The sequence below is a fragment of the Paenibacillus sp. FSL H8-0548 genome, from assembly GCF_038630985.1.
Lineage (GTDB): Bacteria > Bacillota > Bacilli > Paenibacillales > Paenibacillaceae > Pristimantibacillus.
Window position 1 is genome coordinate 2,020,772 of record NZ_CP152049.1, and the last position, 22,000, is coordinate 2,042,771.

The following is a 22,000-nucleotide window of genomic DNA, read 5'->3' on the forward strand; positions in this document are numbered from 1 at the left end:
AATGGTAATGCGGACAAGTCAAGTGCATGGACCGCGTGCAAGCTTAATGAGGAGCTGAGGGGTATGTTGTCGGGTAAAATTCGTCAGGTATTGTATTTGCTTATTGCACTTGCGATGCTCGTATATGCGCTGCCGCGTTTGGAGCTGGACGCACCGTGGAGCTTGATGAGTGTATTTGGGCTAGTTTGGATGGTGTTCGCGCTTGTTATCATAGCTGCACATGTTAATGCGCTGCTGATGAGCGATGAGAAGCGCAAGGAGCTGGCTCGGATTAAGAAGGCGAAAGCGCGGCTATGGGAGCGGAAGCTGCTTCAAAAGGAAACGAACTCGCGAAGAGCAAGGGGATAGCTGTTAAAAAAACGAAGAAGATCCGCCAGCATGCACCATCGGCGGATCTTCTTTTTATATCATTTTGATTACTAACTTAATTTGTAGGTTAAATATCTTTAAATTGCACCAGCTGCTTGACGAAACGATAGACTGCTTCCTGCTCCTTCAAGCTTAGGCTGTTTATTTGATGAACGATTTTTGTGGCATAGCCCTCACTCTCAGCTTCATTCGTCGCATCTGCAACATAGCTGACATCTACGAGCTTCTCTAGCGGCGTTTGCAGCGCCTTTGCAATTTTGCTTAGTACATCTATTGTCGGATTTTTTTCCCCACGCTCTACCTGTCCCATATAAGAAGCGTTAATTTCAGCGCGAAAAGCAAGCTGCTCTTGGCTTAGTCCTTTAATTTTACGCAGTTGACGGATATTGTCCCCAACCAGCCCTGCAATCTCACTCATTTTGTCACCTCAGCCTAACGATAAATCTTTACTAGAGCAGCAACAACTTGCTATAGAGCATAACGAAAATAGTGTCTATAGTCATTGACAAGAATGTGGGCTCTTTACTATAATTGTGTAAAAAAGTATTATTCTATTTATATGATTACCTATAAAGGATCATTTTACCAATTTAGCTAAAAATGATAGGATATATAAGTTCGAAAATAGAGGTGAGGGGAGAGTTGCCGAATGGTTGACGAGTTCGAGTTTTTCAGAAAAGTACGCGCGTACTATAACAATGTTCCCTTTCTAGTTCAGTTCACCTATCGCTTGTCTCATCGAGTTGATAAAGCTGTGACGGCTCGCGGCTCTTTCAGCTGTCGCGTTAATCCGCATACTCAAATCGTCGAATATGTGCTTGAGCTCAAATCGGATATTATTTCAAGACCATATAGCGAGCACAGCTCGTTGTTATTTTCGAGCATCTATGAGGAAATAACGGCTCAAACGATAGAATTGACAGAATTCCCGATTCAGTCTTTGAAGTATCCAATTCCGATTGAATATGACTGGCAGGACTTTGTTAAGTCAGGTGCGGAGGATGCGATTAACGCCCACACCATACAACAGCTGTTTAAGAAATGGCGAATGAAAGGGACAAGCGGAAAGCTGATCGACGGCAATCTAAAGGTGGAGCATGTTTTGCTGCAATGGCAGCTCTAATGACAGCTGGAAGTAGATGAGCATGACTTGTTTCTTGCTTTCTCCTATAATAGGTTAAAACGACAGCAAGTTGGACGGAGGATATAGGGTGGCTCCAATCGGGTCAGGTATGGAAACTAGCACAAAACATGAACGGATTTTGAATTATATTCAAAGCCTTAAGATTGGCACAAAAATATCAGTACGTGCGATCGCCAAAACCTTGGGTGTCAGCGAGGGTACAGCTTATAAGGCTTTTAAAGAGGCGGAGAGCTCTGGTCTTGTAAGCACAAAAGAGCGTATCGGAACGGTGCGAATCGATCGGAAGCGTCGTGAGGCGCTGGATCAGCTTACCTTTGGCGAGGTTGCCGAAATTGTGGAGGGGCGTTTGTTCGGCGGGGCAGCTGGACTGGACAAAACGCTGCATAAGTTTGTTATCGGCGCGATGGAGCTTGATGCGATGCTGCGGTATATAGACGAGGGCAGCTTGCTTATCGTGGGCAATCGTATCGGTGCTCATCGATGTGCCTTGGAGGAGGGCGCCGGCGTGCTCATTACGGGAGGATTCGAGCCCAGCGAGGAAGTAATCAAGCTGGCCGATGAGCGTGTTTTGCCCATCATCTCATCACGTCATGATACGTATACAGTAGCCTCTATGATCAACCGAGCTATGTATGATCGGCTGATTAAGCGTAAAATCATGCTGCTTGAGGACATCGTCACCTTCAGCCTGCCTGCTGATGTGCTTCGAACAAGAAATACGATTGAAGACTTTCAGAAGCTCTCGCGCTCGACCGGTTATTCCCGCTTTCCAGTGGTTGATGAGCGAAGCAGGGTTGTAGGCATGATGACAGCTAAGGATGCAGTAGGTGCACATGAGGAGGTCGCTATCGATAAAGTGATGACGAAGCATCCCATTACGGCAGCGCCTAATATTACCGTACCGTCTGCAGCACATATGATGGCAGCGGAAGGGATTGATTTGCTGCCAATCGTAGACAGGCATCGTAAGCTGCTGGGGGTCGTAACGAGGCAGGAGGTGCTTGACGCGATGCGCTTTGCAGGCAAACAGCCGCAGTCAGGAGAAACCTTTGAGGATCTGATGTGGACGGGGTTCATGGCTACATCCGGGACAAATACAGTCGGACAGGACGAGCTTGGCATTGCTTTCAAGGGGAGAATTACGCCGCAAATGTCGGGTGCGCTGGGCATGGTGTCCGAGGGGCTTCTCGCTACGTTAATGACGCAAGCATCCCGCAGAATGATTAGAGAAACAGCTAAGCGTGACTATTTGCTTGAGAGCATGACGACTTACTTTGTGAGGCCGGTCCAAATAGACAGTGAAATTACAATTACGCCACGGGCATTGGAAATGAGCAGGAAGTTTACGAAGCTGGAGATTGAGGTTAGGGATGCGCAGGGATTGGCCGCCAAGGCGATGCTGACGGCCCAAATGATTGATCCGTATTAATAGGCATTCAGCTTCTTGTTGAGCTGTACATGCTGAGATTGCGAAGTCCAGCAAAGAGATTGAATACGCCCAGCACTAAGAATATGGCGCCAATGACGATGCGGAGCGTAGATTCGCCCGAGAGAAACAGCTGAACGAGTGCGATGAACAGCAGCATGATGCCCATACTAATATTCATTTTGGCAGACAGCATGGATCTGTTTCTCGCATCCTTGGAACGACGCGCTTTGAAGCTGAATACAGCGGAGAAAACGAGTGAAATGAAGATGCCGGGCATGAGCAGCCATTGCATAAGTTGATCCATGGAAAAGTAGCTCCTTCAGGTTATATAGTTGCTGCCGTCCTGCTAGAGAGCAGACAGGCTCTATTGTACCACGAATTGCCGCTAATTGCCTAAGAAGGAGGCCTGCTGTAGCTCCGAACCTCAATCCAAACCTGAAGGTTATTGTCGACGACAAGTATCGTTTTCACTTCAATGGTATAGTCCTTGCTGTACACATCCAAATAAACATTTTTCTCCAGCAGCTTGCGTGCGAATCTGGCGTCGGAATCGATCTCATAAATACTTCGGCCTATGAAGCTTCTAAGATCCTCCTTGATTCGCTTGATCAACTCAGCTTCCGTCACCTGATCGAGCTTGGGGCGGTCCGTATTTTGACCCGCTTCATTCTCAATTCGAGGCAGTACGCTCTTTATAACGGTATGCTGGTGCTTGAATTGATTTAAATCCTTTATCTCCTGCTCGTACTGCTCCAGCTTAACCTCAAGCTCGCTTTTCAAATGAATTATAGCCTCAAATTGCGCTAAATAAAACGAATTATATACGATAGCCCCAATAATCATCCCCAGCGTGAATACCCCAACCATTTGCAAGCCTCTTACAAAACGGTCAAACGGAGGCAAGCGCATCGCTTAATTGACTCCCTTGCATATGAGACGGACGAGTTCCGTACCAATGTGAGCACCTAGAAACGCAATAATAATAAAGCAAATCTGCTGCGCGGCCGGTGATAAATGACCCTCCATTATGTTGCTCTCAATGACGCGAACAGGATCAATAGAGCCGCCGATAGCTGCTACGATAGCCCAAATTTTCAACCGTACAGCCGTATCGAGCATCGTAGTAGCAGGCGGCAGCAGCATGAAGACGGAGCCAATCCCCGCAAGTGTGGAGCCTCCGATAACGACACCAAATGCAATAAAGAAATCAAGTCCCGCTTTGGACAAAAAATAGCTCATGGATATCCTCCTTTAATATCGTTCGGTGCATAGGTGGTGCTGGCAAAGCTTTGCATTAGTGCTCTGCTACCATTCTATGGGCGTGTCCACTGCTATTATGATAAAATAGAGTTAACTTATTTGGACGAAGCGGAAAGGAACGGATGCAATGAGCGGCCAAAACATACAATCATTCGTGCATTTGCACGTTCACAGCGAATACAGCTTACTCGATGGCGCAGCTAGAATCCGTGACCTTACGGCGAGGGCGGCGGAGCTTGGGATGAAGGCGCTTGCGCTTACCGATCATGGCGCTCTATACGGTGCAATCCCTTTTTATCGGTCATGCCGGGCTCAGGGAATTAAACCGATTATCGGCTGCGAGCTCTATATGACGAGCGGATCACGCTTTGAGAAAGGCTCTCGCAAGGACAACCCGATTTATCATTTGATTGTGCTCGCCAAAAACGAGACCGGCTACCGAAATCTCATGAAGCTAAGCTCGATAGCCCATCTGGAAGGCTTTCACTACAAGCCGCGCGTTGATTTAGAGGTGTTGAGGGAGTATTCGGAAGGGATCATTTGTTTGAGCGCTTGCTTAGGCGGCGAGGTATCCCAGCATTTGCTGAATGACCGGTCGGATGAAGCAAGGCGCAGCGCCTTGCGCTATAAAGATATTTTTGGTGATGATTTTTATTTGGAGCTGCAGGATCATGGGATGTTGGAGCAGAAAAAGGTCAATATCGAAATGATAAAGCTTGCAACTGAGACTGGCATTAAGCTTGCAGCGACCAATGACGTTCATTATCTGCAAGCAGAGGATGCTGCTGTACAGGATGTATTGATATGTATTGGTACAGGCAAGACGACTGAGGATACGGATAGACTGCGCATGCAAACCGATCAATTGTATATGAAAAGCGCTGAAGAAATGGCATTGTTGTATCGCCATGTGCCGGAAGCCTTGGCAAATACGATTGAAATTGCACAAAAATGTGAGCTCGAGCTAACGCTGGGCCGCGCTGCTCTCCCTGTGTTCCGACCGGTACCGTCTGCGATGAGCTCCTCCGACTATTTAAAGACATTGTGCCGAGACGGCTTGATCGCCAGATATGCCGGACTCCCTGATTGGGCGGCTGATGAAGCGGTTAAGCAGAAGGCAGAGGAGCGACTCGAATATGAGCTCACGGTCATTGAAAGCATGGGCTTCAGCGATTATTTTTTGATTGTTTGGGATTTTGTCCGGTTTGCGCATGAACGCGGCATACGAACAGGACCAGGAAGGGGCTCATCTGCTGGCAGCTTGGTCGCCTATACGCTTCGTATTACAGATGTTGACCCGCTCAAATACAAGCTGTTGTTCGAGCGATTTCTAAATCCTGAACGGATTTCCATGCCGGATATTGATATCGATTTCAATGATGAACGGCGTGACGAGGTAATCGCTTACGTCGCAGCCAAGTATGGCGATGAACATGTCGCCCAAATTATTACGTTTGGCACGATGGCAGCTAAGGCTGCCGTTCGTGATGTGGGACGGGCGATGAGCGTTCCGTTTGCAGAGGTGGATCGTACTGCGAAGCTTATCCCCAATCAACTGGGCATTACGCTTGAAGAAGCGCTTCGGATGAGCAGCGAGCTGCGCGAAGCAAGCGAGCGTCAGCCGAAGACAGCAGCTATGCTTCGAATGGCCATCAAGGTGGAAGGCATGCCTAGACATGCATCTACGCATGCTGCTGGGGTAGTGATCTCGCAAGAGCCGCTTACCCATTACACGCCGATTCAAGCCGGCAGCGAGAATATTCCGCTTACCCAATATTCTATGGAGCATTTAGAAGCAATTGGGCTTCTCAAAATGGACTTTCTAGGCTTGCGTACGCTATCGATATTAGAGAGAGCACTGGACTCTGTGAAGGAGCAGTATGGAAAGACGATTGACTTCCATAAGATTAGCGACGCTGATCCTGCAACTTACGAAATGCTTAGCCGAGGCGAAACGACAGGCATCTTCCAGCTGGAGTCCTCCGGTGTGCGGCGAGTCTTGAAGGAATTGAAGCCTACGGAGTTCGAAGATATCGTATCAGTCCTTGCGTTATATCGTCCAGGACCGATGGAGTTTATTCCGAAATATATTCAAGGCAAGCATGGACTTGTAACGGTTGAGTACCCTCATCCGTCGCTTGAGCCTATTTTGTCAGACACTTACGGCATCATTGTTTATCAGGAGCAAATTATGCAAATTGCTTCTTTAATGGCTGGCTTCTCGCTAGGTGAAGCGGATTTATTGCGCCGAGCTGTCTCAAAGAAAAAGCGCGAGGTGCTCGACGAGGAGCGGGCTCATTTTGTGAAGGGAAGCATTGCACAGGGGTATTCTGAGGTTGATGCCAATCATGTCTATGATATGATTGTTCGGTTTGCCGATTACGGCTTCCCGCGGGCGCATGCAGCAGCCTATGGCGTGCTTGCCTTCCAAACCGCATGGCTCAAAGCAAACTATCCTGTTCCTTTCATGGCTTCCATGCTAGCTTCAGTGACTGGCAACCAGCGCAAAACAGCCGAGTACGTAGACGAATGCCGCCGGATGAGAATAGCTGTTCTGCCGCCGGATGTGAACGAAAGCAGCGTGTCCTTTACGCCCGTGGAGAATGCGGTCCGATTCGGGCTGGCAGCGATCAAAAATGTTGGTACACAAGCCATTGAAGCGCTGATGAAAGAACGCGGGGATCGTCCCTTTGAAAGCATGCTTGATCTGTGCCAGCGTGTGGATTTGCGGGTAGTGAACAAGCGAGTGCTGGAATCGCTTATTCAAGCGGGTGCTTTAGATTCATTGCCTGGGCATCGAGCTCAACTGCTTGGCGCGCTTGAGGACACAGTCGATGCTGCTGTGAAGTGGCGCAAAGAGCGCGAGGAGCTGCAGCTTGAGATGTTTGGCCTGGATGAAGTTCAAAACTGGGACGTGGAGCTGCCGGATATAAGACCCTACACGAGCGATCAAAAACTTGATTTCGAACGAGAGCTGCTTGGCCTTTATTTGTCAGGACATCCACTGGATAGCACCGAGGAGCTGCTTGCTCCGCTATCGCTGGATCGGCTGGTTGAGCTTAGTGATGCGAAGGATGGCGCAATTGCTATTATTGGCGTTATGATTGTATCGCTTAAGCCCTTTACGAATAAAAAAGGTCATGCGATGGGCTTCCTTGAGCTCGAGGACCGCATTATGCGTGTTGAGGCTGTCGTATTTCCAACCACGTGGAAGCGAATAGGCAGCAAGCTCGAAAAAGGTGGTTTAGTGGTCATACAAGCAACGGTTCAGCAGCAGGATGATGATTTCAAGCTCATCGTTGAGGATTGTATTCCGATTGAACGTGATGAATCCAATCTGGCGGAGCAGGTAATCCGGCTTCAGAAGCAGGCGCAAGCACGAGCAGCTCGATCGTCGGGCGGAAGCTCTGCCACAAGCGCTGCAGCCGCCAAGGAACCTGTGCAGGGCAGCGGCAATCTCGGCAAGGGCAATCACTCGGGAGAGAAGCGGCCGGAGCGCATAGCAGCAGCCGAGAGTAAGCCGCAGCGCGCATATATCAAGATCATTGCAGAGAACGAGGAGCCTGCCGTACTGGAGAAGCTGAAACGATTGCTGGCGGGACATAGCGGTCAGAACGATACCGTGCTGTTCTACATGCGGGGGAAAAAGTCGATCGCGCTTAGCAGCAGCTACCGTGTGAAGCCCTCGCCGCAGCTGATAGCAGCAATTGAGGAGCTTTTGGGCGAAGGCACGATCGTTATCAAGTAATTCAGCGTACCTCTCTCGTATAGTCGAGGAAACAATTGTATTTCTTATGCACATCAGGGCTTGTTTGTGCATATGTTTAGAGATACAAGTGACGATGGCAAGGGGGCTTGCAGGCACAAGCTTCGATATTAGGACACTGTCATTTGCGCACGCTATTGATTCCAAGATATACGTACAAGCAGTTACGAGAGGGATGAGTGCTATGACAGGTATCGAGAAATGGCTCTTGAAGCGCGGGGTTTCGATCAACGATGTAACGGAAATTGTCTATTCACTGCAGCGTCCCTATAACGGTGATTTGACTATGGAAGAATGCGAGGAAAGCGTCAGAGCTGTACTTGCCAAACGAGAGGTCCAGTATGTCATGTATACCGGCATTGCTCTTGATGAATTAGCAGAGCAAAAATTGCTGCCGGAGCCGTTGCAATCCATTATGGAAAATGACGAGTCGCTTTATGGTGTCGATGAGACGCTGGCACTTGGCATTACGAATGTATATGGCATGATCGGATTGACCAGCTTCGGATATTTAGATAAAGTAAAACCCGGCATTATCCGTCAATTGAATGTGAAGGGCGAGCGAATTCATGTGTTTCTTGATGACTTAGTCGCTGGTTTAGCTGCTGCTGCGTCGGCTAGAATTGCTCATCAGGACCCGAAAGCAATCCAATATTATTTGCCGAATTCGCCCTGACTATGGTATCATTATGAGATCATATGGCCTGTTACCGGGATAGCTATGCTTAGAAAGTTAACTTTGCGGTAGCAAAGTTTTCAGGAGGTACCATGATGTGGACGGTCATTTATATTGCACCAACAGCAAAAATCGCTGATAACATCAAGAAGCGGCTAACGGAAGAAGGGTTTTTGGTGAAAATCCGCTCCGTCAATTTGTCAAAACAGCAATACGAGATATTAGTTCCCTCTGGCGAGTTGGAGGAAGTTCAAGAAGTATTCAACTCCATTATGCGGCCACTATGATGGACTGCTCTATACTATTGCGCCTTGAGAGGTGTCACACGTGCAAATAAAAGATTTATTTACAAAGAAGAAATATGCGACATTACCTTCGGAGCCGCGCAAGCGTGAAGTTCCTGAGGGCTTGATGAATAAGTGCTCCAAATGCGGCACGATTCAGTACAGCAAAGAGTTGGAAAAGAATTTAAAGGTATGCTCCTCTTGCGGCCATCATCATCGGCTTAATGCATGGGAGCGTATTGCATTGACGCTCGATGAGGGGCATTTGATCGAATATGATGCAGATATGGAATCCGTTGATCCGTTAAACTTCCCCGGTTATGCCAGCAAGCTGGAGCAGCAGAAGAGTAAGTCTAATCTTCGCGATGCTGTTATTACAGGTGAAGGCGAAATTGGCGGTTTTCCTGTCGTCGTAGCGGTTATGAGCTTTGATTTTTTCTCGGGCAGTATGGGATCGGTCGTTGGTGAGAAAATAACAAGAGCGATAGAAGCGGCTCATGCGAAGCAACTGCCGCTTCTTATTTTCTCTACATCGGGCGGCGCTCGTATGCAGGAGAGCATTTTGAGCTTGATGCAAATGGCTAAGACAAGCGCTGCGCTTTCCAAATTTCAAAGCGCAGGTGGTTTGTTTATTTCGATTTTCACCGATCCTACTACAGGCGGTGTATCGGCAAGCTTTGCGAGCTTAGGCGATTATAATTTGGCCGAGCCTGGAGCGCTGATCGGCTTTGCTGGACGGATTGTTATTGAACAAACCATTCGTCAGAAGCTGCCGGATGATTTCCAGACGTCCGAGTTTAATTTGCAGCACGGCCAGTTGGATAAGGTCGTACACCGCAAAGATATGAAGCCTACGTTAGCGAAGCTGCTTGACATGCATTGCGTGAAGGAGGAAACATCTTATGGCGGGTGAGCTGCCTTTTGAAAAACCGCTTAACGATATGCGGCAGAAGGTTACAGAGCTGAAAACCTTAAGCGTGGAGAAGGGTATCGACTTCACTGAAGAAATTTTGCGTCTGGAGCAGAAGTGCAAGCAGCTCGAGGAAGAGCTGTACAGCGAGCTGAGTCCAGCACAAAAAATGCATATGGCACGCCATCATCAGCGTCCAACATCGCTTGACTATATTCAAGAGATATTTGCGGATTTTATGGAGCTGCATGGAGATCGTTTGTTTGCAGATGATCTTGCTATCGTTGGCGGACTTGCTAAGCTAAATGGTGTTCCTGTTACTGTAATCGGTCATCAGCGCGGCAAAGATACACGTGAGAATATTGCCCGTTTCTTCGGAAGCCCTCATCCTGAGGGCTTCCGGAAGGCGCTGAGACTTATGGAGCAAGCAAATAAGTTCAAGCGTCCCATCATTACATTTATTGATACGAAGGGTGCTTATCCGGGCAAAACTGCTGAGGAGCGTGGACAATCGGAAGCGATTGCACGCAATCTGCGAGAAATGGCCGGCTTCGGCGTGCCTATCCTATGTATCGTAATTGGCGAAGGCGGAAGCGGTGGTGCTTTAGCACTTGGCGTAGGCAACCGTGTATTAATGCTGGAGAATGCTATTTATAGCGTTATTTCTCCAAATGGAGCAGCATCGATATTGTGGAAGGATGCATCCAGGGCAGATGAGGCTGCAGAAGCTATGAGAATAACAGCCAAGGATTTGCTTGAATTTGGCGTTATTGAGGATATAATAGTAGAGCCTCAGGGTGGTGCTCATAAAGATTTGGCTTTCCAAGCGGAGCAAATTAAGGATAAGCTATGGCAGCATTTGCAGGAGCTTATGAAAATGAGTGCGGAGCAGCTTATTGAAGATCGTTATCATAAATTCCGCAAGATAGGCCATTTTAAAATCGTCGAGCAGCCAGTTGTAGCTACAATTGCGCCTGCTAACGATGTGAATAATGGCGAAGCGGCGGACAAACTGGAGCGGGCGCACCAGCTAGAGACCGAAGCGATACCTAACGTTAAGTAAATTATGTGTAAAATTGATTATTTCACTGTACAAGCAGTGGGGTGTCATGTCAGTATAGAATAGAATCTCAGGCAATATACGGAGGAAACCTAACATGCGTAAAACAAAAATCGTTTGTACGATCGGTCCATCCAGCGAATCGTTGGAAAACACAAAGAAACTAATCCATGCAGGCATGAACGTTGCCCGTCTTAACTTCTCCCACGGAGATTTTGAAGAGCATGGCAACCGAATCAAAAATATTCGTATTGCCAATGCAGAGCTAGGTACATCAGTAGCTGTTTTGCTTGATACGAAAGGACCTGAAATTCGTCTTGGCAAGCTGAAGGAAGAGCCTATTGAGTTAAATCAAGGCGACATCATTGCGCTTACTACAGAGGATATTCTAGGTGATCGCAATCGTGTTCCTATTACTTACAACAACCTTCCGAATGATGTGAGCGTTGGCTCAACTATTCTGATTGATGATGGTTTGATCGGATTGACGGTTGAAGAAGTACAAGGCACAGAAATTATTTGCCGTATCGTAAACAGCGGTCCGATTAAAAGCAAAAAAGGTGTTAACGTACCTGGCGTAAAAATTTCATTGCCTGGTATTACGGAGAAGGATGCTAATGATATCGTATTCGGCATCGAGCAAGGCGTAGATTTTATCGCTGCTTCTTTCGTACGTAAAGCAAGTGATGTACTTGAAATTCGTGAGCTTCTTGAGCGTCACAATGCAGGTCATATCCAAATTATTTCTAAAATCGAAAACCAAGAGGGCGTAGACAATCTAGATGAAATTCTAGAAGTTTCTGACGGTCTAATGGTTGCGCGTGGCGACCTTGGCGTTGAAATTCCCGCTGAAGAAGTGCCGCTCGTTCAAAAAAATATGATTAAAAAAGGTAATCGCGTAGGTAAGCCGGTAATTACAGCAACTCAAATGCTGGATTCCATGCAGCGCAACCCGCGTCCAACTCGTGCTGAAGCGAGTGACGTTGCCAATGCGATTTTTGACGGTACAGATGCAATCATGCTTTCGGGCGAAACTGCAGCTGGACGTTACCCAACTGAATCTGTACAAACGATGGCTCGTATTGCTGAGCGCGCAGAAGCAGCTTTGGAATACCGTGAAATTTTCACAAAACAAGCAAACGCACAGCAAACATCAGTTACGGAAGCAATCAGCCAAGCTGTTGCTAACTCGGCTCTTGATCTTGGTGCGAAAGCGATCATTACTTCAACACAAAGCGGCTTTACTGCCCGTATGGTAGCGAAGTACAAGCCTAAATCTCCAATTATTGCTGTAACAACAGATGAGAAGGTATTGCGTCGTCTTTCACTCATTTGGGGTGTGTTCGCGGTACTTGGTCCTGAGGCGTCCACCACGGACGAAATGTTCGAAAATGCAGTTAAAGGCGGCATGAGTACAGGCTTCCTAAGTCTTGGCGACACGGTTGTAATTACTGCAGGCGTTCCTATTGGCCGCGCTGGAACAACGAACCTGATCAAAATTCACCATATTGGCGAGCTTTTGGCACAGGGTCAAGGTATCGGAAGCCAAACGGCAATCGGTAAAATCGTTGTTGCTCGCACGCCGCAAGAAGCTATTGCAAAAACAACTGAAGGCTCTATTCTAGTTACGATCTCGACAGACAAAGAATATATGCCTGCATTCGAGAAAGCTGGAGCGGTTATTACGGAGCAAGGCGGTATTACTAGCCATGCAGCTGTTGTTGGTCTTAACCTTGGAATCCCAGTTATTCTTGGCATTGCGAACGCAACTGATTTCCTTCAGGATGGCATGGAAGTAACGATTTATGGTGAAACCGGCGTTATCTATCACGGACAATCAAAAGTTCTGTAATTAACCTATATTCAAATAAATATAATGTATATAAGTTGAACTTGAAAAATGAAGTTAAAGCGAAGCGAGAAGATCGTTCTGGAGAAACGAAGTGTTCGCCTTTGCAGTCAAATTCTTACCGATTACATGTCTAACAAAATCAAAGAATCTGGCTGCAACCGCGATCGTAAGAATGATCTACTCGCGCAGCGCCCAAAACGTAAATTTCTAATTCAACTTATATAATAGCTAAAGCGATGGTGCTCTCACCGTCGCTTTTTGTTCATCTGTCATAGGGTGGCAGTTAGTGGTTATCTGCTGCAAGGGGGAAATTTCATGCTGTCAGTTTCTCAATGGTTCATGCATCCGATTCGTGTTCGATATCAGGAGACGGATCAAATGGGCGTTGTTTTTCACGGGAATTATGTAACTTGGTTTGAAATTGGACGAACTGAATGGATTAGAAATGCTGGCTATGATTATAAAAGCCTTGAAGATAAAGGTCTGCTTTTGCCAGTTGTCGACTTGCAGTGCCGTTATGTGCTTCCTGCTCGTTATGACGATACGCTTGTTGTCTGTACGCGAATAGCGGAGTGCTCGCCAGTTCGCGTATCATTTGAGTCACAGATTAGAAGGGTTGCTGCCCAGGATTTTCATGCATCAGAGCTTGCTGCAAGCGAGCTGATGCCAGGTGAGCTGCTGGTGGAGGGCGGAACTAAGCATGTGTGGGTGAATACGCAGTGGCAGGCAGTACGATTAAATAAAGCAATGCCGGAGCTATATGAGCTCATGCTTACGAAGTAAGTTTGCTACGCAAACTTTAAGGAGGACAAATCATGCACAAATGGCTTTTGGCTGTTTTTATTGTTGTACCTATAATCGAGATTTGGGGTATGTTTCAGGTCGGCAGCTGGATTGGCGGGTGGAACACCTTCTTTATCCTGATCATTATGGGGCTTGCTGGCGCTTATTTGGCCCGTGCGGAAGGACGTAAGGTTTGGGGAGAAGCGCAGCGCCAAATGCAAGCCGGTCAAATTCCCGGTCAGTCGCTATTGGATGGATTATGTGTGCTCGCTGGCGGTATATTATTGCTTATGCCTGGATTTTTATCCGACATTATAGGCATTACATTGCTTATCCCGATAACACGTAGCTTTTACCGTCAAGTCATGCTGAACTGGATTGAGAAGCGTATTAAAAACGGTAATTTTAGAATCGGCAGGTTCTAATATTTACGTTCCTTTTACAAAAGGTTAACATGGGAATAATAGTCATGCTTCATAATTAGACAGACATCCTATATCTCTCGCTAAGGCGATGAGCTATGTGCTCATACTGCCTATTGGAGCTGCGTGTGTATCCTCAGCTCCTTCGCGAACGAACCATTCTTGATATTTAAACAGGTGCGTAAGCTTAGAGAGAGGGATTACTATGTATAACTACTCAGGAGGCGTGAGAAATGAGCAAGCTTTTGTCCAACTATGTAAATCGTGATTTAAGTTGGATTGAATTCAACCGTAGGGTCCTCCAGGAGGCTCAGGATTTAAGCAATCCATTACTAGAGAGAGCTAAATTTTTGGCGATCGTCTCAAGTAATTTGGATGAATTTATGAGCGTACGTGTAGCGGGCATACAAATGCAAATGAGAGCCGGTTTGTCAAAAACCGATTTCACTGGATATACGCCATCGGGACTTTGGAAAAGGCTCATTAAGCGTGCAACACAGATGGTAAATGATCAATATCGTACATACAAAGATGTATTTCGCAGCTTAAGCCGCGAAGGGATATTTATTCGTTCAATTGATGAGCTTAACATAGCTCAGACAAAGGCGGTTTCGGACTATTTTCATGAAATTGTATTTCCTGTGCTAACGCCAATGGCTGTCGATCAAAGCAGACCGTTTCCGCTCGTACATACGAAGGAGCTATATTTGGCTGTGCTGCTTAGACAGGATGGCGGCTCGTCAGAGGAGGAGCCGTTGTTTGCGATCGTGCAGGTTCCGTCTATTTTATCAAGAGTCGTTCCAGTTCCAGGGAGAATAAACAGCAAGAAAACAGAGTTTGTGCTTCTAGAGGAATTGATTGAAAAGTTTATTGACACGCTGTTTAACGGCTATATCCCATTCTCCGTTAATCCATTCCGTTTAACTAGGGATGCTGATATTACGCTGAATGAGGAGGATGCTGAGGATCTGCTCGAGGAGATCGAGAAGGAGCTTCGCAGGCGCCGCTGGGGAATTCCCGTCAGGCTAGAGGTTGCAAAGGGGATGCACCCCTATGCACTTGAAATGCTCACAGAGGAGCTTGAAATAGAAGACAATTTATTCGAAATGGATGGTCCGCTTGACCTTAGCTTTCTAATGAAATTCGCAGCCGCCGTGCCAGGCAACGATAATTTGCGTCATGAAAAGCTTGAGCCTGTTTATCCGCGAGAATTTGATGAAACCGATGACATGTTTGAGGTTATACGCCAGCGGGATGTGCTCATGTATCATCCTTATGAATCTTTTGATGCGGTGAATGATTTTGTCATGCAGGCTGCCTATGATCCCGATGTGCTGGCGATCAAGATGACGCTATACCGCGTCAGCGGGCAATCAGCGCTCGTGCAGGCACTTGCAAAGGCAGGCGAAGCGGGGAAGCAGGTTACGGTCGTTGTAGAGGTGAAGGCGAGGTTTGACGAGGAGCGCAATATTGCTTGGGCGCGTCAGCTTGAGAAAGCAGGCTGTCACGTGGTCTATGGCTTAGTCGGCCTAAAGACGCATGCAAAAATCTTGCTGGTTGTCAGGCGGGAGCAGGGCACGCTTCGGCGGTATGTTCATGTCGGGACTGGCAACTACAATGACAGCACAGCTACATTATATACGGATATTGGACTGTTTACCTCACATGCTATTATTGGCGGAGATGCCTCCGCTTTATTCAATGAAGTTACAGGATATTCCAGTCCGTATGAGTGGAAGGCTTTTGGCGTAGCCCCGTCGGATTTGAAGGAGAAGCTGTACCGCCTTATTGATCGGGAACGCTTGAATGCGATAGCGGGCAAGCCTGCGCGCATTATTGCGAAGATGAACTCCTTATCGAACCAAGAGATCATCGACAAGCTCTATGAGGCCTCGCAAGCGGGCGTGAAGATTGTGCTGATCGTTCGCGGAGTTTGCTGCCTGCGTCCAGGTGTGCCAGAGCGCAGTGAAAATATCCAGGTGATAAGTATTGTAGACCGATTCCTAGAGCATGCGAGGATTATGTATTTCTATAACGGCGGGGAAGAGGATGTATATCTCTCGAGCGCGGACTGGATGACACGCAACCTGACAAGGCGAATAGAGCTGATGTGTCCAGTGTTCGATCCGTCTCTAAGACAAGTATTGATCAATATGCTCCAGCTTAATATTAATGATAATGTCAAGGCGCGCGAGCTGCAGCCGAACGGTACTTATGAACACATTTCAAGTGCTGATAAGCAGCCGTTCCGCAGTCAGTTCGAGGCAAAGGTTATTTCGTCGTGGAAGGGACTTGCGTAGCAGCATAATTCAATATTGGCGCTACTCCCCACAGCTTCTTGAACTCAGAGCTGAGCTCTTCTACTTCGCGCCGCTCGACAGCGAGCGTTCCGCGGGGCTGAATAGGTTTTAGAATCAGCTGGCTGCTATCTACTTGGACATTCAGCTGTGCAATTGCTTGTGTTTCAGTTCGGTCTAATGCTGCAGCTAGCTGCAGCAAAGCACCCAGCCTATAAATAGTATCAAGGTCGGATTCGTTCAGCAGCTCCTTATATTCGGATATATGCTGGCGAGTCCGGCCTTTGCTTTTGTAGGAAGCGATGGCCGCCGTCATAATGATTTCTCTGTGCGTGAGTCCGTTCAGCTGCGAGTTGATAACAAGATAGAACGAGTGTCTCGCGTATTCGTAATAATCGATCGATGCGCCGATCCGAAACAGCTGCGAGGCCGTATTGAAAAGTATCCTCGTTCGGGGCTGCATGTGATGAATATAGTTCAGCACATCGTAGAGCTCAAGTGCTATTCGATTCACCTGCAGCACATGCTGCTTAGGCGCAGACGGATGCAGTGCAATTAAATTTGTACGACTATATTTCAACACATCGTCAAGTTTTGGATGTGTAGGAAACCTTGTAGCATGAAACAATCCATCACGCAGCCCAGCTCCGCAAATGCGATAATAAGAAGCCTTGGATGCGCGGAACAAAACCCGAAGTATCGCTACGCCGGGAACGATAACGTCGGCGCGATCTTTGGACAAGCCCGGCAGCTTGCGTCTTTTGTCCAGCGGCAGCTTGCGGATTTGGTGGAACAGCTCGTCGACCTGCTCGCCGATTATCGGATAGTTATGCGTTTGCGGAAATGAATAATGATACGCTGCTTGGTGCATTTTGCCCAGCGCACGGACAGTTCCTCCTATACCTACGAGCGGCAGTCCTGGCGTTTCCCCAATCCATGGCTCATTTCGTATGGCTTCTGCAACAAAGCTCTCAAGCAGCTTCAAATCATCATCCAGCAGCAACCCCTTTGCGCCAAAGCGCTTGTTGAGGCTGACGCAGCCAAACGGAAAGGATATCGAACGGACGATAACTCGATTGCGAAATAAGGATAGCTCGGTGCTTCCGCCGCCGATGTCAATAAGGAGCCCGTCCTGAACGTCAAGTGAGTTTATCATGCCAAGGAAGCCATAGGATGCTTCATCTTCCCCGGAGAGCAATTCAATGATAAGCCCAGTTTCGGCTTTGATGCGTTCAAGAATTTCTGAACGATTGTTAGCGTTGCGAACAGCGGCCGTAGTGACTGCTCTAATATGGCTTGTATGATTATGTGTGCAAATCATGGTAAAATGAATAAGCGTGTCAATTAATTCGTCGATTGCTGTCCCAGGGAGACAGCCGTTCTCGTCGATACGCTCGCTTAGTCTAGCAGGCCGTTTACTGCTATCGGCCACACGATGAGCACCATTTGCTGTCCGCTCGTACACTACTAATCGTACGGAGTTGGAGCCTATGTCAATGATCCCGATGCGTTGTTCTGTCATATAGCGCCTCCAATACGGCAAATTTTGCTCTTTGAATTCTCCTGTTGACATTTTACCATTATATTCGATTCTGTAAAAATAGTTTGTAATGCGGCTAAATTCAGAGCTAATTGGGAAAAATGCAGCTGGAGCATACGATACGATGTGGTGAAATTAAAAGCGATAAAAATAAAAATAATGCCGATAAAGCATTTTTATGTCCGTATTTGTTCACTTCACGGTCCAAATCATTTATGATAAGAAGGATGGTACAAATATTGAATCCCTATTAATGTTAATAATACGCAAGTTAAAGGAGAGAGAACGATGACAGCAACTAAAGGTCTGGAAGGAATTGTTGCCGCGGCTTCGTCCATCAGCTCGATTATTGATGGCGTACTGACATACCGTGGTATTGATATTGACGATCTTGCAGCAAACGCTACTTTTGAAGAGGTCGCATATCTGCTGTGGTACGGTAAATTACCTAATCGTTCCGAGCTGAGCGGACTGCAGAAGCAATTAGATCAATATGCGGCAGTATCGCAAGGCGTGCTTGATCAAATCAAGCTATATCCAAAAGATACAAACTCGATGGCTGCTCTTCGTACAGCGGTTTCAAGTCTTGCTTTGTACGATAGCTCTGCGAACGATATGTCTCCTGAATCGAATCAATTGAAAGCAATTAAATTGCAAGCTCAGCTGCCTACGATTATTGCTGCTTTTGCACGGATTCGTCAAGGTCTTGAGCCAATTGCCCCTAAGCAAGGCGTTTCGATCGCTTATAACTTCCTATACATGCTAACTGGAAACGAGCCTGCTGAGGTCGCTGTTAAAGCACTTGACCAAGCACTCGTTCTTCATGCTGATCACGAGCTTAATGCTTCGACATTTGCAGCACGCGTTACGGTTGCAACGTTGTCGGACATTTACTCGGGCGTAACTTCTGCGATTGGCGCTTTGAAAGGACCGCTTCACGGCGGTGCGAATGAAGCGGTTATGGTTATGCTTGAAGAAATCGGATCTACAGCTAATGTAGAGAGCTATATTAGCAATGCGCTTGCGAACAAGGTCAAAATTATGGGCTTCGGTCACCGCGTTTACAAAAACGGCGATCCACGCGCGAAGCATTTGCAAAAAATGTCCCGCGAGCTTGGCAAGCTAACAGGCAACTTGGAGCTTTACGAGATGTCGATCAAGATTGAAGAGCTGGTTACGGGTCAAAAAGGGTTGAAGCCTAACGTTGACTTCTATTCTGCATCCGTATACACGAACCTTGAAATTCCACGCGACCTGTTTACACCGATTTTTGCGATTAGCCGTTTATCCGGTTGGAGCGCACATATTCTTGAGCAATATGAAAATAACCGTTTGATTCGCCCGCGTGCGGATTATGTTGGACCGGTTAATGTGAAGTACATTCCGATCGAGCAGCGCTAATCGCTAAAATAAGTTACAATGGTAAGGGAGTGAACAAGCAGTTCGTTCTCGTATACCAACACTACATCATACTAACTCATATCTGCCTACACGGCAGATACAATTCTAAGGAGGATTTCATTCATGGCTCAGTTCGAAAAATTCGCGCTTCCAACAGAAGGCGACAAAATCACAATTGATAACGGCGTACTTTCGGTGCCTAACAACCCAATTATCCCTTTCATCGAAGGTGACGGTACAGGCCGCGATATCTGGAAGGCTTCGAAACGCGCACTAGATGCAGCGGTAGAAAAAGCTTATAACGGCGAGAAAAAAATCGCTTGGTACGAAGTATTTGCTGGCGAAAAAGCATTCAACGAGTACGGCGAGTGGTTGCCTGCTGATACTTTGACAGCAATTCGTGAGTACATTGTAGCTATTAAAGGACCTTTGACTACGCCAATCGGCGGCGGTATCCGTTCTTTGAACGTTGCTCTTCGTCAAGAGCTTGATCTGTACACTTGCTTGCGTCCAGTTCGTTATTTCACTGGCGTACCTTCTCCTGTAAAACGCCCTGAGCTTGTTGACATGGTCATTTTCCGTGAAAACACTGAGGATATCTATGCAGGAATTGAGTACCAAGAAGGTACTCCAGAAGTGAAAAAAGTAATTGAGTTCTTGCAAAACGAAATGGGTGCCAACAAAATCCGTTTCCCTGAAACTTCCGGTATCGGCATCAAGCCAGTATCCAAAGAAGGTTCACAGCGTCTTGTTCGCGCAGCGATTGAATATGCAATCAAGCACAGCAAAAAATCAGTTACCCTTGTACACAAAGGCAATATCATGAAATACACAGAAGGCGCGTTCAAAAACTGGGGCTACGAAGTGGCTGAGCAAGAATTCGCTAACGAAACCTTTACATGGGGTGAATACGATCGCATTAAGGAAGCAGAAGGCGCTGACGCTGCAAACCAAGCACAAAAAGATGCAGAAGCAGCTGGCAAGCTAATCGTTAAAGACGCTATTGCAGATATCGCATTGCAACAAGTACTTACTCGCCCTACTGATTTCGATGTTATCGCAACATTGAACCTTAACGGCGACTACCTGTCTGATGCTCTTGCTGCTCAAGTTGGCGGTATCGGTATCGCTCCAGGAGCGAACATCAACTACTTAACTGGCCATGCAATCTTCGAAGCAACTCACGGCACAGCACCAAAATATGCTGACCTTGACGTAGTAAACCCAGGTTCCGTAATCCTTTCCGGCGTAATGCTTCTTGAGCACCTAGGCTGGCAGGAAGCGGCTGACCTTATCTATAAAGGTATGGAAGCAGCGATCCACAACAAAACCGTTACTTATGACTTCGCTCGTCTAATGGACGGCGCAACAGAAGTTAAATGTTCTGCATTTGCAGACGAAATCATCAAAAACATGTAGTCCAATAATCCAATCATTATTTATTTTAAAGTAGGGGGGCAAACTAACCCCCATCCAAGGAAGGAATCAAGTCCCGCAGGGACTTGGTTCCTTCTCTTAAGGGGAATAGCGTCCCGCAGGGACAAATTCCTGCTCTTGAAAGGGAATGGGGTCCCGCCCCGGGACAATTCCTGCATAAGCAAGCGTAAAGCGTGTCCCGCAGGGACGAAAAGCGATCCAAGCTCAGTAGTCGCACAGGCACGTCGATTTATCTCCTACGTTAGTCCAATTCGCAGGTGTCCAGAGGGCGCAGCGCCTTGGGGTCCTCCCTTGGAAGGGAGGATTTAGGAGGGTTCGAAAACGCACTTAGGAGGACTTTGAGCTGAAAACCGGGGGGTCAAGGGGTCTCCCCTTTAAAATAAGTGTTACGGGAGGATTTGCACAAGATGGCTATTAAACGCAACAAAATCACAGTAGTAGGAGCAGGCTTCACAGGTGCGACTACTGCACTGATGCTTGCTCAGAAAGAACTAGGCGATATTGTTCTTGTTGATATTGCGCCGCTTGAAAACCCAACTAAAGGTAAAGCGCTTGATATGCTTGAAGCAACACCAGTGCTTGGCGTTGATGCGAAAATTATCGGTACGGCAAACTATGACGATACGAGAGATTCCGATGTTGTGATCATTACAGCTGGTATCGCCCGTAAACCAGGCATGAGCCGTGATGACCTTGTCAGCACTAACGCTGGCATCGTTAAATCCGTTTGTGAAAACATCAAAGCTACAAGCCCTAACGCTTATGTCATTATCCTGAGCAATCCAGTGGATGCGATGACTTATGCCGCATTCCAAACGCTTGGTTTCCCTAAAAACCGTGTGATCGGTCAATCCGGTGTTCTTGATACGGCTCGCTACTGCACATTTATTGCGCAAGAGCTTAATGTATCTGTTGAAGACGTTCGCGGCTTTGTGCTTGGCGGACATGGCGATGACATGGTTCCACTCGTTCGTTACTCGAACGTTGGCGGTATCCCAATCGAGAAGCTTATTTCTGCAGAGCGTATTGATGCCATCGTTCAACGCGCTCGCGTTGGCGGCGGCGAAATCGTTAATCTGCTTGGCAACGGCAGCGCGTATTATGCGCCAGCAGCTTCCCTTGTGCAAATGACTGAAGCTATCCTTAAAGATAAAAAACGTATTTTGCCGGTTATCGCTTTGCTTGAAGGGGAATACGGCTATGACAATCTGTTCATGGGCGTTCCAACAATCATTGGCGGCGACGGTATCGAGAAAGTGCTTGAGCTTGATTTGACTGCTGAAGAAAAAGCTGCTCTTGATAAATCTGCGGTGTCCGTTCGCAATGTTATACAAATTGTAACAGGTTAATAAGCGAGCTGCTTGCAGCTC

20 protein-coding genes are annotated in these 22,000 nt (G+C 47.2%); 15 read left to right on the top strand and 5 right to left on the bottom strand.

The features are described 5' to 3' along the window. Positions 1-63 precede the first annotated feature (63 nt). A complete protein-coding gene (locus MHI37_RS08530; RefSeq protein WP_076336151.1) occupies positions 64-348 on the top strand; it encodes a hypothetical protein in 285 nt (94 codons plus the stop codon). 88 nt (positions 349-436) lie between these two features. On the opposite strand, the gene MHI37_RS08535 is transcribed toward MHI37_RS08530, so the two are convergent. Continuing rightward, positions 437-787 (bottom strand): helix-turn-helix transcriptional regulator, encoded by a 351-nt coding sequence (locus MHI37_RS08535; protein ID WP_076336150.1) that lies wholly within the window; start codon positions 785-787, stop codon positions 437-439. Positions 788-1,018: 231 nt separating this feature from the next. On the opposite strand from MHI37_RS08535, the gene MHI37_RS08540 reads away from it, so the two are divergent. Next, the gene (locus MHI37_RS08540; protein ID WP_076336149.1) at positions 1,019-1,492 is read left to right on the top strand and encodes a hypothetical protein; all 474 of its coding nucleotides are present in this window, start codon (positions 1,019-1,021) and stop codon (positions 1,490-1,492) included. A gap of 109 nt (positions 1,493-1,601) precedes the next feature. Then, the gene (locus MHI37_RS08545; RefSeq protein ID WP_076336254.1) at positions 1,602-2,942 is read left to right on the top strand and encodes a DRTGG domain-containing protein; all 1,341 of its coding nucleotides are present in this window, start codon (positions 1,602-1,604) and stop codon (positions 2,940-2,942) included. Positions 2,943-2,949: 7 nt separating this feature from the next. On the opposite strand, the gene MHI37_RS08550 is transcribed toward MHI37_RS08545, so the two are convergent. The 3 genes from MHI37_RS08550 to MHI37_RS08560 form a co-directional block, all read right to left on the bottom strand. Continuing rightward, positions 2,950-3,246, bottom strand: coding sequence for a YtpI family protein (locus MHI37_RS08550; protein ID WP_076336148.1), 297 nt, complete (start codon positions 3,244-3,246; stop codon positions 2,950-2,952). An 89-nt stretch (positions 3,247-3,335) separates the two neighbouring features. Continuing rightward, entirely contained in the window at positions 3,336-3,851 is a 516-nt protein-coding gene (locus tag MHI37_RS08555; RefSeq protein ID WP_076336147.1) for a hypothetical protein, read from the bottom strand. 3 nt (positions 3,852-3,854) lie between these two features. Beyond that, positions 3,855-4,181, bottom strand: coding sequence for a YtrH family sporulation protein (locus tag MHI37_RS08560; protein WP_076336146.1), 327 nt, complete (start codon positions 4,179-4,181; stop codon positions 3,855-3,857). Between the two features lie 163 nt (positions 4,182-4,344). Here MHI37_RS08560 and MHI37_RS08565 point away from each other — a divergent pair, with 163 nt between their 5' ends. The 9 genes from MHI37_RS08565 to ppk1 all read left to right on the top strand — a co-directional run bounded on the left by MHI37_RS08565 (position 4,345) and on the right by ppk1 (position 16,255). Further along, positions 4,345-7,950: a DNA polymerase III subunit alpha gene (locus tag MHI37_RS08565; RefSeq protein ID WP_076336253.1), complete on the top strand. Its 3,606-nt coding sequence runs from the start codon at positions 4,345-4,347 to the stop codon at positions 7,948-7,950. Positions 7,951-8,152: 202 nt separating this feature from the next. Then, entirely contained in the window at positions 8,153-8,644 is a 492-nt protein-coding gene (locus MHI37_RS08570; protein ID WP_076336252.1) for a phosphatidylglycerophosphatase A, read from the top strand. A gap of 95 nt (positions 8,645-8,739) precedes the next feature. After that, the gene (locus tag MHI37_RS08575; protein ID WP_053374720.1) at positions 8,740-8,931 is read left to right on the top strand and encodes a hypothetical protein; all 192 of its coding nucleotides are present in this window, start codon (positions 8,740-8,742) and stop codon (positions 8,929-8,931) included. A gap of 40 nt (positions 8,932-8,971) precedes the next feature. Next, the gene (gene accD / locus MHI37_RS08580) at positions 8,972-9,841 is read left to right on the top strand and encodes an acetyl-CoA carboxylase, carboxyltransferase subunit beta (protein WP_076336145.1); all 870 of its coding nucleotides are present in this window, start codon (positions 8,972-8,974) and stop codon (positions 9,839-9,841) included. Next, entirely contained in the window at positions 9,831-10,901 is a 1,071-nt protein-coding gene (locus tag MHI37_RS08585) for an acetyl-CoA carboxylase carboxyltransferase subunit alpha (RefSeq protein WP_076336144.1), read from the top strand. Before accD ends, MHI37_RS08585 begins: the two co-directional genes overlap by 11 nt. Before the next feature lie 94 nt (positions 10,902-10,995). Continuing rightward, positions 10,996-12,750 carry a pyruvate kinase gene (gene pyk / locus MHI37_RS08590; protein ID WP_076336143.1) on the top strand — a complete coding sequence of 585 codons (1,755 nt, stop codon included), beginning with the start codon at positions 10,996-10,998 and terminating at the stop codon, positions 12,748-12,750. A 315-nt stretch (positions 12,751-13,065) separates the two neighbouring features. Then, the gene (locus tag MHI37_RS08595) at positions 13,066-13,533 is read left to right on the top strand and encodes a thioesterase family protein (protein ID WP_076336142.1); all 468 of its coding nucleotides are present in this window, start codon (positions 13,066-13,068) and stop codon (positions 13,531-13,533) included. A 32-nt stretch (positions 13,534-13,565) separates the two neighbouring features. Further along, positions 13,566-13,958 carry an FxsA family protein gene (locus tag MHI37_RS08600; protein ID WP_076336141.1) on the top strand — a complete coding sequence of 131 codons (393 nt, stop codon included), beginning with the start codon at positions 13,566-13,568 and terminating at the stop codon, positions 13,956-13,958. Between the two features lie 230 nt (positions 13,959-14,188). Then, entirely contained in the window at positions 14,189-16,255 is a 2,067-nt protein-coding gene (ppk1, locus tag MHI37_RS08605) for a polyphosphate kinase 1 (protein WP_076336140.1), read from the top strand. Here ppk1 and MHI37_RS08610 read toward each other — a convergent pair. Then, positions 16,227-17,774 (bottom strand): Ppx/GppA family phosphatase, encoded by a 1,548-nt coding sequence (locus tag MHI37_RS08610; protein WP_076336139.1) that lies wholly within the window; start codon positions 17,772-17,774, stop codon positions 16,227-16,229. The two genes, ppk1 and MHI37_RS08610, sit on opposite strands and share 29 nt — an antisense overlap. A 306-nt stretch (positions 17,775-18,080) precedes the next feature. On the opposite strand from MHI37_RS08610, the gene citZ reads away from it, so the two are divergent. From citZ to mdh, 3 genes are all read left to right on the top strand, one after another. After that, the gene (gene citZ / locus MHI37_RS08615) at positions 18,081-19,193 is read left to right on the top strand and encodes a citrate synthase (protein WP_076336138.1); all 1,113 of its coding nucleotides are present in this window, start codon (positions 18,081-18,083) and stop codon (positions 19,191-19,193) included. Positions 19,194-19,316: 123 nt separating this feature from the next. Next, positions 19,317-20,612 (top strand): NADP-dependent isocitrate dehydrogenase, encoded by a 1,296-nt coding sequence (gene icd, locus MHI37_RS08620; RefSeq protein WP_076336137.1) that lies wholly within the window; start codon positions 19,317-19,319, stop codon positions 20,610-20,612. Positions 20,613-21,037: 425 nt separating this feature from the next. Further along, positions 21,038-21,979 (top strand): malate dehydrogenase, encoded by a 942-nt coding sequence (mdh, locus tag MHI37_RS08625; RefSeq protein WP_076336136.1) that lies wholly within the window; start codon positions 21,038-21,040, stop codon positions 21,977-21,979. The last annotated feature ends 21 nt before the right edge of the window (positions 21,980-22,000 follow it).

Bases quoted from the DNA above. Each gene is read 5' to 3' on its own strand.
- icd (WP_076336137.1), top strand. From the start codon at position 19,317: ATGGCTCAGTTCGAAAAATTCGCGCTTCCAACAGAAGGCGACAAAATC.
- citZ (WP_076336138.1), top strand. From the start codon at position 18,081: ATGACAGCAACTAAAGGTCTGGAAGGAATTGTTGCCGCGGCTTCGTCC.
- MHI37_RS08585 (WP_076336144.1), top strand. From the start codon at position 9,831: ATGGCGGGTGAGCTGCCTTTTGAAAAACCGCTTAACGATATGCGGCAG.
- MHI37_RS08560 (WP_076336146.1), bottom strand. From the start codon at position 4,181: ATGAGCTATTTTTTGTCCAAAGCGGGACTTGATTTCTTTATTGCATTT.
- MHI37_RS08575 (WP_053374720.1), top strand. From the start codon at position 8,740: ATGTGGACGGTCATTTATATTGCACCAACAGCAAAAATCGCTGATAAC.
- MHI37_RS08550 (WP_076336148.1), bottom strand. From the start codon at position 3,246: ATGGATCAACTTATGCAATGGCTGCTCATGCCCGGCATCTTCATTTCA.
- MHI37_RS08545 (WP_076336254.1), top strand. From the start codon at position 1,602: ATGGAAACTAGCACAAAACATGAACGGATTTTGAATTATATTCAAAGC.
- MHI37_RS08570 (WP_076336252.1), top strand. From the start codon at position 8,153: ATGACAGGTATCGAGAAATGGCTCTTGAAGCGCGGGGTTTCGATCAAC.
- mdh (WP_076336136.1), top strand. From the start codon at position 21,038: ATGGCTATTAAACGCAACAAAATCACAGTAGTAGGAGCAGGCTTCACA.
- MHI37_RS08555 (WP_076336147.1), bottom strand. From the start codon at position 3,851: ATGCGCTTGCCTCCGTTTGACCGTTTTGTAAGAGGCTTGCAAATGGTT.
- MHI37_RS08610 (WP_076336139.1), bottom strand. From the start codon at position 17,774: ATGACAGAACAACGCATCGGGATCATTGACATAGGCTCCAACTCCGTA.
- MHI37_RS08535 (WP_076336150.1), bottom strand. From the start codon at position 787: ATGAGTGAGATTGCAGGGCTGGTTGGGGACAATATCCGTCAACTGCGT.
- ppk1 (WP_076336140.1), top strand. From the start codon at position 14,189: ATGAGCAAGCTTTTGTCCAACTATGTAAATCGTGATTTAAGTTGGATT.
- MHI37_RS08600 (WP_076336141.1), top strand. From the start codon at position 13,566: ATGCACAAATGGCTTTTGGCTGTTTTTATTGTTGTACCTATAATCGAG.
- pyk (WP_076336143.1), top strand. From the start codon at position 10,996: ATGCGTAAAACAAAAATCGTTTGTACGATCGGTCCATCCAGCGAATCG.
- MHI37_RS08530 (WP_076336151.1), top strand. From the start codon at position 64: ATGTTGTCGGGTAAAATTCGTCAGGTATTGTATTTGCTTATTGCACTT.
- MHI37_RS08595 (WP_076336142.1), top strand. From the start codon at position 13,066: ATGCTGTCAGTTTCTCAATGGTTCATGCATCCGATTCGTGTTCGATAT.
- MHI37_RS08540 (WP_076336149.1), top strand. From the start codon at position 1,019: ATGGTTGACGAGTTCGAGTTTTTCAGAAAAGTACGCGCGTACTATAAC.